The 12,710-nt window shown below is 62.4% G+C and carries 13 protein-coding genes; 11 read left to right on the top strand and 2 right to left on the bottom strand.

Features of this window, described 5'->3' with window-relative positions; translation table 11 throughout:
• The first annotated feature begins 212 nt into the window (after positions 1-212).
• The gene (locus ABIB95_RS45620; RefSeq protein WP_085403297.1) at positions 213-428 is read left to right on the top strand and encodes a hypothetical protein; all 216 of its coding nucleotides are present in this window, start codon (positions 213-215) and stop codon (positions 426-428) included.
• A 195-nt stretch (positions 429-623) separates the two neighbouring features.
• On the opposite strand, the gene ABIB95_RS45615 is transcribed toward ABIB95_RS45620, so the two are convergent.
• A complete protein-coding gene (locus ABIB95_RS45615; RefSeq protein ID WP_063985314.1) occupies positions 624-863 on the bottom strand; it encodes a hypothetical protein in 240 nt (79 codons plus the stop codon).
• 213 nt (positions 864-1,076) lie between these two features.
• On the opposite strand from ABIB95_RS45615, the gene ABIB95_RS45610 reads away from it, so the two are divergent.
• Positions 1,077-2,375, top strand: coding sequence for a c-type cytochrome (locus tag ABIB95_RS45610; RefSeq protein ID WP_354248994.1), 1,299 nt, complete (start codon positions 1,077-1,079; stop codon positions 2,373-2,375).
• Here the strand turns inward: ABIB95_RS45610 and ABIB95_RS45605 are convergent, their stop codons facing one another.
• Complete coding sequence (locus tag ABIB95_RS45605) at positions 2,376-4,346, bottom strand: 4Fe-4S binding protein (protein WP_354248998.1); 1,971 nt, start codon at positions 4,344-4,346, stop codon at positions 2,376-2,378. It lies immediately after the preceding gene.
• 211 nt (positions 4,347-4,557) lie between these two features.
• Between ABIB95_RS45605 and ABIB95_RS45600 the strand changes: the two genes are divergently transcribed.
• The 9 genes from ABIB95_RS45600 (at position 4,558) to fdh3B (ending at position 12,674) form a co-directional block, all read left to right on the top strand.
• Positions 4,558-5,265: a biotin/lipoate--protein ligase family protein gene (locus ABIB95_RS45600; protein ID WP_354248997.1), complete on the top strand. Its 708-nt coding sequence runs from the start codon at positions 4,558-4,560 to the stop codon at positions 5,263-5,265.
• Positions 5,262-5,801: a DUF6505 family protein gene (locus ABIB95_RS45595; RefSeq protein ID WP_063985312.1), complete on the top strand. Its 540-nt coding sequence runs from the start codon at positions 5,262-5,264 to the stop codon at positions 5,799-5,801. Before ABIB95_RS45600 ends, ABIB95_RS45595 begins: the two co-directional genes overlap by 4 nt.
• Positions 5,798-6,805: a DUF6352 family protein gene (locus ABIB95_RS45590; RefSeq protein WP_166349911.1), complete on the top strand. Its 1,008-nt coding sequence runs from the start codon at positions 5,798-5,800 to the stop codon at positions 6,803-6,805. Before ABIB95_RS45595 ends, ABIB95_RS45590 begins: the two co-directional genes overlap by 4 nt.
• Positions 6,802-7,317 (top strand): DUF3305 domain-containing protein, encoded by a 516-nt coding sequence (locus ABIB95_RS45585; protein ID WP_354248993.1) that lies wholly within the window; start codon positions 6,802-6,804, stop codon positions 7,315-7,317. The genes ABIB95_RS45590 and ABIB95_RS45585 overlap by 4 nt, the downstream gene beginning before the upstream one ends.
• Positions 7,314-7,967 carry a DUF3306 domain-containing protein gene (locus tag ABIB95_RS45580; RefSeq protein WP_354248992.1) on the top strand — a complete coding sequence of 218 codons (654 nt, stop codon included), beginning with the start codon at positions 7,314-7,316 and terminating at the stop codon, positions 7,965-7,967. Before ABIB95_RS45585 ends, ABIB95_RS45580 begins: the two co-directional genes overlap by 4 nt.
• 119 nt (positions 7,968-8,086) lie before the next feature.
• On the top strand, positions 8,087-8,866 hold the full coding sequence (locus tag ABIB95_RS45575; protein WP_354248991.1) for a molecular chaperone TorD family protein: 780 nt from the start codon (positions 8,087-8,089) through the stop codon (positions 8,864-8,866).
• Between the two features lie 28 nt (positions 8,867-8,894).
• Positions 8,895-9,104 (top strand): twin-arginine translocation signal domain-containing protein, encoded by a 210-nt coding sequence (locus ABIB95_RS45570; protein WP_063985307.1) that lies wholly within the window; start codon positions 8,895-8,897, stop codon positions 9,102-9,104.
• Between the two features lie 12 nt (positions 9,105-9,116).
• On the top strand, positions 9,117-12,065 hold the full coding sequence (locus ABIB95_RS45565) for a formate dehydrogenase subunit alpha (protein WP_354248990.1): 2,949 nt from the start codon (positions 9,117-9,119) through the stop codon (positions 12,063-12,065).
• 12 nt (positions 12,066-12,077) lie between these two features.
• On the top strand, positions 12,078-12,674 hold the full coding sequence (gene fdh3B / locus ABIB95_RS45560; protein ID WP_063985305.1) for a formate dehydrogenase FDH3 subunit beta: 597 nt from the start codon (positions 12,078-12,080) through the stop codon (positions 12,672-12,674).
• Positions 12,675-12,710 lie beyond the last annotated feature (36 nt).

The raw sequence follows: 12,710 nt of genomic DNA, 5'->3' as shown, positions 1-12,710 counted from the left end.
GACAAAGCCGAGCCCTTCGTCTGGACCAAGAAAAAGGTTCGTCAACGCCCCTTCAAAGGCCGCCGTATCACTCAGCTCTGATTCCGGGTACTAGGAACCTGACAGGCGCTGAGCGCAAGAATCCCGGGAGGTGTGAGGCGGCTCACACCCCCACGTCAGGCTTCGCGCTAATCAGATCGCTGCGGGGATTTCTGGCGGACAGGAGATTTCGCATGAAGCCTTTGATCATTTGTTCCATCGCCGCTGTTGGTCTGCTTGCTGCTGTGACCGGCATCCCGCGATCACACTCGAACGCAACGGTCGGGCGCGCCGGAACATCAAGCACGTCGACATTGCAGGGCATGCAAAGCGGTCGAAGCGCAGACAAGCTGCCGGTCGACGATTTTGACGATCGGTCATTGGTCTTTCCGCGGGATTCCAAGCGCTAAAGCATGATCCGGAAAAGTGCGCAGCGGTTTTCCGAAAAGATCATGCTCAAACAACAACCTCAAGCGCGATGACGATTCATCCCAATCTCATCGCGCTTTAGGCAGAAGGCCGCGCAGCAGACCGGTCAGCCAGGGCTCGCAAATAGATGCGCTTGAGCCTGCGAGGTCGAACGAAATCGTGGTCGAGAGGCGGGGCTACGGGCCCAGGAAAGCGGGCGGAATCGGGTAGTCGTTCCCCAAAAGGCCGAGCAATTCCAGTTCGCCTCGATGAGCGTCCAGTTCCAGAATGGCCAAGAGAAGCATCAGCACGGCCGCGGTATAGATGAGGAACGGTGACGTTTCAGCGGGCACATCGTCATGGTGTGGCGGTATCGCATTGCGAAGTGATCGCCACAACGAAATGAAATGCAGATACGTTTTAGGTCGTATTTGCATGACGTCGTCCTCGACGTGTCAGATCAAGCATAGGTTCAGGCTATGCCCGGTTCAAGCCGACAACAGCCGTTGCGGCATTGAGTAGCGGAGCCATGCCCGTCCTGCGGTGCAGCATGGAAACCGGATAACGGCTTCAATCATTGACGAGACCGAGCGAGTGCACGTACGCCGTGTCAACACCGACGACAGGCTCGAACGACCTGTAAGCCGCAGATGAATTGGGTCCCACGTCTCAGCACCAGTCTCTGCATCGTTGCCGCTCTGTTGGCGATGCATTCAGCGCCGGCGCCAGCGCAATTGACAGGTCACGGTGGGCCCGTGCGGGCGATTGCGATTTCCAGTGATGGCAACAATGTTCTGTCGGGCAGCTTCGACACCGCCGCCATCCGATGGTCGCTCAAGACCGAATCCGCCGAGCAGGTCCTTCGCTTTCACTCCGATGCGGTGAACGCGGTGTCTTTCCTGAAGGATGGGCGGATGGTGACTGCCGGAGCGGATGCGAAGGTAGCGATCTGGACGCCTGGCCGGCAGCAGCCGGATCAGGTTTTCGAGGGCCATGGTGCGCCGATCGCTTCACTTGCAGTCTCGCCGGATGGCGCAAGATTGGCTTCTGCCTCCTGGGACCATACAGTTCGTATCTGGTCGCTCGGCGATGGCGCGCAGCAGGTGCTGGAAGGGCATGCGCAGAACGTCAACGGCGTCGCATTCACGCCGGATGGACGATCGCTGGTGAGCGTGGGTTACGATCGTGAACTGAGGATCTGGCCATTGGCGGGTGGCACCCCTAATGTCATCACGCTGGGCTCACCCCTTAATGCCGTGGCAGTCGCGCCTGACGGCGAGATCGTAACGGGTGGTGCTGATGGCAAGCTACGCTTTCTGATGTCGGAGGGCCGGGAAAGCGGCGAGGTGCAAGCTGGCCAGACGCCGATTGTCGCGTTGTCGATCTCTCCAGACGGCACGTCGGTCGCTGCTGCAGGAATTGGCGGTGTCGTGACGGTCATCGACCGAAAGGCGCGAAGCATCGCGCGAAGCCTGGTCGATACAGGTTCGCCCGTGTGGTCGGTCGCTTTCCTGCCGGACAACGCAACATTGCTGACGGGCGGCGTCGACGGCAGGATCCGGCGCTGGAACGCGCTGACCGGCGCCCCCATCGGCTCATCGTTGCAAGCCACGCCGCGCGATCCGCTTGCAGCCTATACGGGAGATCACGGGGCCGAGGTGTTCAGGGCGTGCGTTGCCTGTCATACCCTGTCCGAGCAGGACGCGCAGCGCGCCGGCCCCACGCTTGCGGGCTTGTACGGCCGCAGGATCGCGTCGCAGCCTGGTTATCGCTTCTCCGACGCGCTCAAAGCGATGGACATCGTGTGGACGCCCGAGACCGTCTCAAAATTGTTCGAACTCGGTCCGAACGCTTATACGCCTGGCACAAAAATGCCGGAGCAGCGGATTGGATCCGCGAAGGATCGCAAGGCGCTTACGGATTTCCTGGCGCGCGCCACCGCCAAGTAGCTAACGCTTGGTCTCACGCTCACGGAGATAATCATCGGTCGTGCGAGGCGAAGCGCGTTCGGGCACGCCGGCGAACGGGTCGAACTGTTGTTCACTCATGGCGGTGACGCGGCAGTCCGCGCACATTCTGACCACGTCCAGCCGCTTGTCGCCCGCGGGATACATCCAGTGTCGGCCCTCGAGTTTCGCAGCGATCTTCTCGATCGTGCTCTTTACCCCAAAGGGCTTATTGCAGCGGATGCAAAGCGCCGGCTCCTCCTCTTTGATGATCCGTGCCGGAGCCCTTGCGGCCCGGAAATCGATCTGCGGCTTCAGAGTGATCACCTTTTCCGGGCAGGTGCTCTGGCATAATCCGCACTGCACGCAGGCATCTTCGACGAATTTAAGCACGGGACGTTCGGGATCGTCGCGGAGAGCCCCGGTGGGACAGGCCGACACGCAGGCCAGGCACAAAGTGCATCCGTCCGTATTGACGGTAACCGTACCAAGCGGCGCGCCCTGGGACAGCGCAATGACGTCGGTCGGCACAGGCGCAACGCGGTGCAGTTCGTGAAGAGCGAAGCGAAGCAGGTCGCGCCGCTTGCCTACCGTCTTGAAGGTTGCTGGACGCTCCACGGCCGGCGCGGGTTCAATCGACCGCAGCACTTCGCCCAGCACGTCCGGGTCGTCCGTTTCGATAGTCGCAACCCGGCGCCCCGAAAAACCTAATCCGGAAACAATGGCATCAGCCATCGTTATGGTTTGAGAAAGCCCGGAGATGTCGTGCAGAGGTCTTGCGCGGAGGAGAAAGCGTATCCCCGCTGCTCCATAGGCGAAGGATGCCACGACCGCTTCCAATCCAACCTGTGTCACCTCGTTGACGGGGAACGGCAGCACATTGGCGGGAAGCCCGTCGCCGTGGCGGGCGAGCGCATCGATCAGCGTGCTGCCATGTTGGGTGTCGTGCAGCAGCACGACCGCACCGGAGCCGCCGGCTTCGCGGTAGGTCAAAAGCATTGCGCGCAATTTGTGCAGCAGCGCATCGGGCGGCGGAAGGGCATAGGTTGCTGCACCCGTCGGACAGGCCGCGGCGCACTGGCCGCATCCGGCGCAGACCTCGGCGTTGATCTTGACGTGATCGTCATGTGGCGTGATCGCTCCGGTCGGGCAGAGATCGAGACAGCGATGGCAACCCGTCAGCCTCGAGCGCGAATGGACGCAGATCTCTGCGGTGAAATTGACGTATTTCGGCTTGTCGAAGTTGCCGACGAGGTCGCGTGCCCTGAGCACCGCACGCAGCATCGCGGCCGGGTCCCGCGGATCCGCGCGGAGATAGCCGTCGCGCAAGTCATGCGCGGGAAAAAGCGGTTTCCCGCCGGAGAGATCAAGGACGATGTCGCAGCGCGAAGTCAGGCCGTCGCACGGAGCCTCGAAGACGAGCGTATCGCGCGAGGAGGGGCGGGGGGCCGCATAGTCGTCGACCGTCAACTCGAAGGCCCCCAAATGGCCCTTGGCGTTACGGATCGTTCCTTGGACGATCGGAAAGGATGTCGTCGCCGGCGGCATAATCTGTGACGGCTTTGTGATCATGATCGTCACGTCGAGATGATCGGCAAGCAATCGACCAGCTTCGACCGCAAGTTCGTCGCGGCCATAGATCAGGATCACCCCTTCGCTCGATAGGGTGACAAACGGAAAAGCAGGCGCAGCCTCGGACACAGCGGCGAGCAGTGCTGCCATTTTTGGGCCTGCCTTGGTTCCCTCCACCGACCAGCCGGCCGTCTCGCGAAGGTTGATGAAATCCAGTTTCCCCGAACGCCCCTTCGCCTCGTCGCCAAACAGTGGGGCCTCCTGGGTGCAGCCGACGATGAGCGGTCCTTCCGCCTTCGCCGCGTTGCGAAAATGATCGAGCTCGGCCCTGCAGAGCTGGCGGAACTCGGCGATTTCGCTTTTGCGGCATCCTCGCTTCACGGCGGCCGTATCGAGGCGCATCGTGTCTTCGCACGAGCAGATCAGGATCGTGTTCGGCGGATCAGGCATGCGCAGCCCTTCACCTCCTGAAGAGGTCCGGGAACGATGGCGAGCGGACTCGCGTCGCCCCTCCTGGTCGATTAAGTTATTCTCACAAGAGAAGAAAAGAAAGCTGGAGGTCCGCCTGACACCGACAGCCCCTGGGCACTCATCGGTCACGGAGCCAATCAATCTGCCTCCGCCATTCACGCTGGTGAGGCTGCGCGAAAGTCGTGACTCTTTCGCCCATGCCATGCATATCGCCGATGAGAGTGGGGCAGGTACGCTGACCTACGTGGGGCGGTTCGATCTTGCCGAGTTCGCAGTCGTCCTTGAACCTGGCGAGCCGTTGCGTACCGCGCGCCGCGCTTTCTATGCGGGGATGGTGGCGCTGACCGACGCCTTGCGCGCGTATGCGCCGCCGAACAAGGAGATCGCGATCGACTGGCCGGACGCGATCCGTGTTGACGGCGGCCTCGTTGGTGGCGGGCGGCTCGGCTGGCCTTCGTCCGCAAAGGAGGACGAGCCGCCGCGCTGGCTGGTGTTCGGTGCCATGATCCGGACGGTTGCGATGAGCGACAGGGAAGCCGGCGTTTGTCCGCTCGCTTCCGCCCTGGATCAGGAGGGTTTTGGTGAGGCCGGCGCGATTCAGGTGACGGAGAGCTTTGTGCGGCATCTGATGCGCGCTCTCGACGCCTGGCAAGCCGATGGATTCGACGGCATCGCACGCGAGTTTCTAAGTCGGTTGCCGCGTGCGCGGCAAACCACATATGTGATCGCTGACAACGGTGACCTTATTGCCCGCCGGATCGGGACAAACAGGACCGATCGGCACGACCTGAAGAAGGGCTTGCTATCGCCGTCATGGTTCGATTCAATACTCGGAGGACCGCGTCTGTGAAGCTCTTGCGCACCATCGCGCTCGATCCATCCGACACGTTCGTGTTCGACGTGCCGGCGCAGCCGGGCGATTGGGCGGTGTCGGGCGCCTTCCGCTTTTGTAATCGGGATGCAGCGAAGCTGAGCGGCAAGGACCGTTCGGCGTTTCGAAGCGGTTTCCTCGGCGTGCAATCCTGGGGCTGGTCGACACTGGTGCAGATCGTCCCCGCGACTGAAGGCGATCGCCGGACGTTGGTGGAGCTCCTTGCGAAACAACTGGTCGAACGGTTCGGGGCGCCGGACCTTGCAACCGCGCGCCTTGCCGCTGAAGAGGAAGTCGCCTTTGCGCAATCACTCTGCACGCATCCCATCAGCGCGCTGATCGCGGTCCACCGCTCGGCGAGCAATGGCGAGGTCCGCGAGTCATTCCGCAGACTGCAACTGCGCGAGGGCCAGCGTCACGGCAAGGCGTTCTCGTTCATGGAAGTGGAGGATGACACCGAGCCCGACAAGGATCTCAATCTTGCGAATATGAGCGAGGAGCCGTCGCGCCGATGAGGGATTTCTGGATCGCCTGCGGCCACCATCTGCTCGATCACAATGCGAGCGGCGGGCTCGTGGTCACGGATGAGTTCCTGAAGGCCTACTTCGTGCGCCCCGAACTGATGCCGCCGGACGACGCTTGCGCGGTCGAACGCAGGTTGCACCAGGAGCTGCTCGCTGACCCGGGCCGGGCAGTCGCTGCGGAGGAGGTAGCTGCGATCGCCGATGCGGATGCGCGGGAGAACTGGCAATTCGTACTGGCATTTCGGAAGCTTCTGCTGCGCGAACCCACGTTGGAAGCGGCCTATCTTGCATTGGTTCGCTCACGTCACGTCAACCTGCCGCCGCTGTTTGTGAACCACCTTGTTCACGTGATTTTGCGAAATGCGCTTGACGGCTGCGAGGACCCGTTCGTGCTGCGCGCGGCCGAACTGTTCTTCCGGCCGCAGCGTATCGTGCCGCACGAACACTTGCTGCTGTTGGGCGACGAGGAAATCATTGGCGGGCCAAGCCAAACGCCCGTGTTGTCGCTGATGTCCATGTTGGGGGCAACAACCGGCGCGGAGATCGACGTCCTCAGCGAGGGGAATGCCGACAGCTACTGGCAGCGCAGCGATCAGTTCGATCTTGCGCTCGATTTCACCGGCGGAACGCGGGGCCCCGCTGCGCTGGCAGAGGCCATGGGGCGCTGGATTACTCATTTGCTTGGATTTGCCGTCGGAATTGAGCCGCTCACCGCCCTGCGCGATGCGAAGCTCACCTGGTATGTTGGGCTCGATGCTGAAGCCACCCGGATGGGCGACCAGCTTTGGCATGGAGAGGCGCTGGACGACCGCACCGCAAGCCGTGTGCTGGCGCTGTTCCGGCTCGCTTTTCCAGATTCCAGCCTGGTCGTTGATGCGGTCGGGCGCGAGCCGGTCTACCTGATCCTTGCAACGACCTCCGATCAGCTGGTGCAGATGAAGCCGCAGAATCTGTTGACGGGGTTGCCGATCAAGCACCTGGAGGCTGCAACGTGAGCCCCGGCGCGCTGCCATTGTTGCGCATTCCAGTCGGCGTTGTCGTCGAGCGCCGCAAGGCGGATTCCCCATGGATTGATTTTGTCTGGCGCGGCGTCGGCGTCTTGCCGGATGAGTCGGAGATGATGCCGTGGACTGTCCTACGGGCGCAGGAGGGATTGACGCTCTTTTATGCCGGGAACGCCATGGTCGATCTCTATCGCTCGGAAACCGAGCGCTACCGCGACAATCTTGCCACGGGCGCTCCCCGCATCTGGATCGTATTGACTCCCTCCGAGGGCGCCTGGCCCTATGCCGTTTCGGCCGTCACCGCAGATCCAGCGGAAGGCGAGGCATTCACGGAAGCAGGTGCCAATCTGGTCGAAGCGGTGCCAATGCCTGAGATACTGCATAAGGCGATTGAAAATTTCATCGCCGAGCACCACGTCGAGAGAGAATTCGTCAAGCGCGAGCGACGCCGCGCCGATCCTGAGGCGCTTGCGCGGCGTCACCACGACGGTGAGCACGAATGAGCGACGAGCAATTCCTGGCGCGCTGGGCGCGCCGCAAGCAAGAGGCGAAGGCCGGTCACGCTGAACCAGCCCCTGAAGAAGCCGCTGAGGCGCATGGGCCGGCGCTGTCCAACCCGGCCGCGGCAGAGCCGGCTCCCCCGGAGACGGAGCTGTCGAACTTGCCCCCGATTGAATCGATCGATGCTGCCACCGACATCACGGCTTTCCTGCGCAAAGGCATTCCGCAGGAGTTGAGCCGGGCGGCGCTCCGTCGCGCCTGGAGCGCCGATCCCACCATCCGCGATTTCGTGGGGTTGGCGGAAAACGCCTGGGACTTCAACGACCCGAACGCCATGGCTGGCTTCGGTCCGCTGGACTATTCGGCCGAGCAAATTGACGCTCTCGTCCGCCGCGTCGTCGGGGGCGTGGTAGAGGCCGCCGAGGGCCTCCCCAATCCGCGCGAGGCTGCCGAAGACGCCGCGCGATCGGCTCCCGCGGAGGCCGGTTTCGAGCAATCATCAAATCCGGTGAAGGCGATCACGGAACCTCGACCGCTCGGCGAGTTCGCAGCCGCGGAATTGCCGTCGAATTCTACTGCATCGCAACCCGTAGCTGCGAGTGAAGAGACTCCCCTTCGGCACCGCACACATGGCGGTGCGTTGCCCCGGTAGACTGCGACTAAATGCGATAGCCTCAGGCTATGGCTATCAATTGACCGCTCCCGGACACGCGGCTAGTCTTTGTTACGCAAACGCAATCAAGCGCTTGGCCCCCTGGATGAGAGGTCGGCATGCGCGATGCGGGCCTTGAACGAGCCATCGATGCGGCGGGCGGCGTTGCCGAGCTTGCCCGAAAAATCGGTATTGCCCAGCCCTCAGTGTCGAACTGGAACAGGGTGCCCGCGCAACGTGTGATTGCGGTCGAAGGCGCAACGGGTGTGTCGCGCAAAGTGCTTCGTCCCGATCTCTATAGCGAGCCGGCCGCGCCGAACGACGCGGTTGATCCGACCGATGCCGCGCGCGCGCAGGAATACGCGCTGCTTGCAACCTTGCTCTCGTCCGCGCCGTCGGCCGCATTGCTCGAGCAGATCGCGCAACTGCATGGCGATGCGACGCCGCTTGGACGCGCCCACGCAACCCTTGCAGAAGCTGCATCGGTAGCGGCCGTATCCGAGGTCGAGCGCGAATATTTTGACCTCTTCGTCGGTCTGGGTCGCGGCGAGTTGCTGCCTTACGCATCCTATTACTTGACGGGCTTTCTCCACGAACGTCCGCTGTCGCGCCTGCGCGACGATCTCGCCGCGCTCGGCATTGAGCGGGTCGAGAGCAATTTTGAGCCCGAGGATCACGCGGCGACGCTGTGCGAGATCATGGCGGGCCTTGCGGTGGCACGCTTCCCGGTGCCAACGGAAGCACAGCGCACATTCTTCGAGAAGCATGTGTCCCGCTGGATGGGACGTTTGTTTGCCGACATGGAGAAGGCGGAAAACGCCAAATTCTACCGGTCGGTCGGAACACTTGGACGAAATTTTCTGGAAATCGAATCCGAGGCTTTCACGTTCGTCAACTGACCAGCGCCGCTGGTCCAGGAGAGATGCGATGAGGGACGAGCAGAGAACGACAGTCGGACGCCGCGATTTCCTTCGCAAGGTCGGCATCGGCACGGTCGGTGCGGGCGCGACGCTGGCAACGCCCTTGATCACGCCTGCTCAGGCGGACAGCGAGACCGACGATGAGAAACGCAAGGCGCGCTACAAGGAGACCGATCATGTGAAGGCGTACTACCGTGTCAATCGCTATCCGGGTTGAGAGGAGGCGGCCGTGCTGATCAGGAGAACACAACAGCGTTCCGAATCCGCTTCACGCGGATCAATCGCGGGAGGTTTGTCCGGGCAAACCAATGGTCTCGACCGCCGCACCTTCCTGCTCCGGTCTGGCCTTGGTGGCGGCGCTCTCGCTGCAGTGAGCACGCTGCCGGTCGGCGGCGTCCGCAAGGCGAAAGCAGCAGTGGCAGGTCCCCTCACATCGGGAGCAACCGTTCGCAAGAGCGTCTGCACGCATTGTTCGGTTGGATGCACCGTGACGGCGGAGGTGCTGAATGGGGTGTGGATCGGCCAGGAGCCGAGCTGGGAGTCCCCGATCAATCGCGGATCACATTGTGCCAAGGGCGCTTCTGTGCGCGAGCTCGTGCACAGCGAGCGGCGGCTGCGCTATCCGATGAAGCTTGTGGGCGGGCAGTGGACGCGTGTCTCCTGGGATACGGCGATCAACGAGATCGGCGACAAGCTCCTGGAAGTCCGCGAGACATCTGGGCCCGATTCCATCTATTGGCTCGGCTCGGCCAAAATGACGAACGAAGGCGCCTATCTGTTCCGCAAGCTCGGCGCGTTCTGGGGAACCAACAACACGGATCATCAGGCGCGCATCTGCCATTCAACGACCGTTACCGGCGTGGCCAACACCTGGGGCTACGGCGCGATGACCAACAGCTTCAACGATATCCGCAATGCCAAGACCCAGGTCATCATGGGCGGCAATCCAGCCGAGGCGCACCCTGTATCGTTGCAGCATCTGCTCGAGGGCAAGGAGCTTCAAAAGGCCAACTTTGTCGTCATCGACCCGCGCCTGACGCGAACCGCGGCACACGCGACCGAATATGTTCGGATGCGGCCGGGCACCGACATCCCGGTGCTGTACGGCATGATGTGGCACATCCTCCAGAACGGGTGGGAAGACAAGGAGTTCATCCGACAGCGGGTCTATGGATTCGATGATCTCCGGAAAGAAGTGGAGAAGTGGAATCCGGCAGAAGTCGAGCGTGTCACCGGCATTCCCGGCGAGCAGCTCAAGCGCGTCGCCAAGATGTTTGCTACCGAGAAGCCGGCAACGCTGATCTGGGCCATGGGCCAGACCCAGAAGACCGTTGGCACCGCCAACGTGCGGGCCAGTTGCATCGCACTGCTGATGACCGGCAATGTCGGTGGAGCGGGCATGGGCGCCAACATCTTCCGTGGCCATGACAACGTGCAAGGCGCGACCGATGTCGGGCTCGATATCGTCACGCTGCCGTTCTACTACGGGCTCGCCGAAGGCGCGTGGAAGCACTGGTCGCGGGTTTGGGAAGTCGACCATGAGTTCCTGAAGTCGCGCTTCGACTCCAAGCAGATCATGGAAACGCCCGGCATCCCGCTGACCCGCTGGTTCGAAGCGGTGACGCTGCCGAAAGATCGGATCGCGCAGAGGGACAATGTGCGGGCCGTGTTCGTGCAGGGGCACGCCAGCAACAGCATCACCCGCATTCCTGAATCCCTTAATGGGCTGAAGGCGCTCGAGCTGCTCGTCATCGCCGACCCGCATCCGACGACCTGGGCCTCGCTCTCGGTCGAGGCGGGACGCAAGGATGGAGTCTACATTCTCCCGGTTGCCACGCAATTCGAGTGCAAGGGTTCGCGCGTTGCCTCGAACCGCTCGTTGCAATGGGGCGAGCAGGTCGTGAAGCCGATCTTCGAATCGAAGGACGACCTCGAGATCATCTATCTCCTGGCGAAGAAGTTCGGCTTCGCCGACAAGATGTTCAAGAACATCAAGGTCGAGAACAATCTGCCCGAGGCGGAGGATGTGCTGCGTGAGATGAACCGCGGCAGCTGGTCGACCGGCTATTGCGGGCAATCGCCCGAGCGCCTCAAGGCGCATATGAAGAACCAGGCGAAGTTCGACATGCTGACGATGCGGGCGCCCAAGGACGATCCCGAGGTCGGCGGCGACTATTACGGTCTGCCTTGGCCGTGCTGGGGATCACCTGAAGTCAAGCATCCGGGCACGCCGCTGCTCTACAACACCAATCTGCACGTGATGGACGGTGGCGGCACGTTCCGTCCGCGCTTTGGCGTCGAGCGCGAAGAGAAGCTGCCCGACGGCACCACGCGCAAGGTCAGCCTGCTCGCGGACGGCTCGTACTCGAAGGGTTCGGCGATCGAGGACGGCTATCCGGAATTCACGCTGGCGAGCCTGAAGAAGCTCGGCTGGGACACGGAGCTCACGGAAGCCGAAATGGCTGTTATCAACAAGATCAACCCGGCCAAGCCAGACGTGGTGTCGTGGTCGCTCGACCTGTCGGGCGGAATCCAGCGTGTCGCGCTCATGCATGGTTGCGTGCCCTATGGCAACGGCAAGGCGCGGATGAATGCGTTCGGCTTGCCCGACCCCATTCCGGTACACCGGGAGCCGATCTACACGCCGCGCGTCGACCTGGTCGCGAAATATCCGACGTTGCCCGACGCCGAGCAGTTCCGGGTGCCCAATATCGGCTTCTCGGTGCAAAAGGCGGCGGTCGAGAAGGGGATCGCGAAGCAATTTCCGCTCATCCTGTCGTCCGGCCGTCTGGTCGAATATGAGGGCGGCGGCGAGGAGACGCGCACCAACCCCTGGCTCGCCGAATTGCAGCAGGACATGTTCATCGAGATCAATCCAGCCGATGCCGCCGAGCGCGGCGTCACGGACGGTGGCTGGGTCTGGGTCACGGGCGCAGAGAACAATTCGAGGGCCAGGATGAAGGCGCTCGTCACCGAGCGTGTCGGCAAGGGCGTTGCCTGGATGCCTTTCCACTTCGGCGGTTGGCTCGCAGGCAAGGATCTTCGCAGCAACTACCCCAAGGGCACCGATCCGATCGTGCTCGGCGAAAGCGCGAACACGATCACCACCTACGGGTATGATCCCGCGACGAACATGCAGGAGACGAAAGTCACTCTCTGCCAGATCGCGGCGGCATAAGGAGCAACGACGATGGCACGTATGAAATTTCTCTGCGACGCCGACCGTTGCATCGAGTGCAACGCCTGCGTGACGGCCTGCAAGAACGAGCACGAGGTCCCCTGGGGCATCAACCGGCGTCGTGTCGTCACCATCAATGACGGCAAGCCAGGCGAACGCTCGGTCTCGATGGCCTGCATGCACTGCACCGATGCGCCCTGCGCTGCGGTGTGTCCGGTGAACTGCTTCTACACCACCGCCGACGGCGTGGTGCTGCACTCCAAGGACCTCTGCATCGGCTGCGGCTATTGCTTCTACGCCTGTCCGTTCGGCGCGCCGCAATATCCGAAGGTCGGCAATTTCGGCTCCCGCGGCAAGATGGACAAATGCACCTATTGCGCCGGCGGTCCCGAAGCCGACGGCAGCAAGGAAGAATACGAGAAATACGGCGCGAACCGGCTTGCCGAAGGCAAGCTGCCGCTCTGCGCCGAGATGTGCTCGACAAAATCGCTGCTCGCCGGCGATGGCGAGATCATCGCCCAGATCTACAGAGAGCGCGTACTGAAGCGCGGCTACGGCTCGGGCGCATGGGGCTGGAAAACCGCCTATCGCGAGACGATCGAGTCCTGAAGCAGGCCGCGGCCACGCGGCGCAGATGCCGAGGAG

Source organism: Bradyrhizobium sp. LA2.1 (assembly GCF_040547725.1).
Classification (GTDB): Bacteria; Pseudomonadota; Alphaproteobacteria; order Rhizobiales; family Xanthobacteraceae; genus Bradyrhizobium; species Bradyrhizobium barranii.
Note: the sequence above shows the minus strand (reverse complement) of the source record. Positions and strands in the feature narration are given on the sequence as shown.

Excerpts from the sequence above, each read along its gene's own strand:
- ABIB95_RS45620 (WP_085403297.1), top strand. The coding sequence starts at position 213 with ATGAAGCCTTTGATCATTTGTTCCATCGCCGCTGTTGGTCTGCTTGCT.
- ABIB95_RS45615 (WP_063985314.1), bottom strand. The coding sequence starts at position 863 with ATGCAAATACGACCTAAAACGTATCTGCATTTCATTTCGTTGTGGCGA.
- ABIB95_RS45610 (WP_354248994.1), top strand. The coding sequence starts at position 1,077 with ATGAATTGGGTCCCACGTCTCAGCACCAGTCTCTGCATCGTTGCCGCT.
- ABIB95_RS45605 (WP_354248998.1), bottom strand. The coding sequence starts at position 4,346 with ATGCGCCTCGATACGGCCGCCGTGAAGCGAGGATGCCGCAAAAGCGAA.
- ABIB95_RS45590 (WP_166349911.1), top strand. The coding sequence starts at position 5,798 with ATGAGGGATTTCTGGATCGCCTGCGGCCACCATCTGCTCGATCACAAT.
- ABIB95_RS45580 (WP_354248992.1), top strand. The coding sequence starts at position 7,314 with ATGAGCGACGAGCAATTCCTGGCGCGCTGGGCGCGCCGCAAGCAAGAG.
- ABIB95_RS45575 (WP_354248991.1), top strand. The coding sequence starts at position 8,087 with ATGCGCGATGCGGGCCTTGAACGAGCCATCGATGCGGCGGGCGGCGTT.
- ABIB95_RS45570 (WP_063985307.1), top strand. The coding sequence starts at position 8,895 with ATGAGGGACGAGCAGAGAACGACAGTCGGACGCCGCGATTTCCTTCGC.
- fdh3B (WP_063985305.1), top strand. The coding sequence starts at position 12,078 with ATGGCACGTATGAAATTTCTCTGCGACGCCGACCGTTGCATCGAGTGC.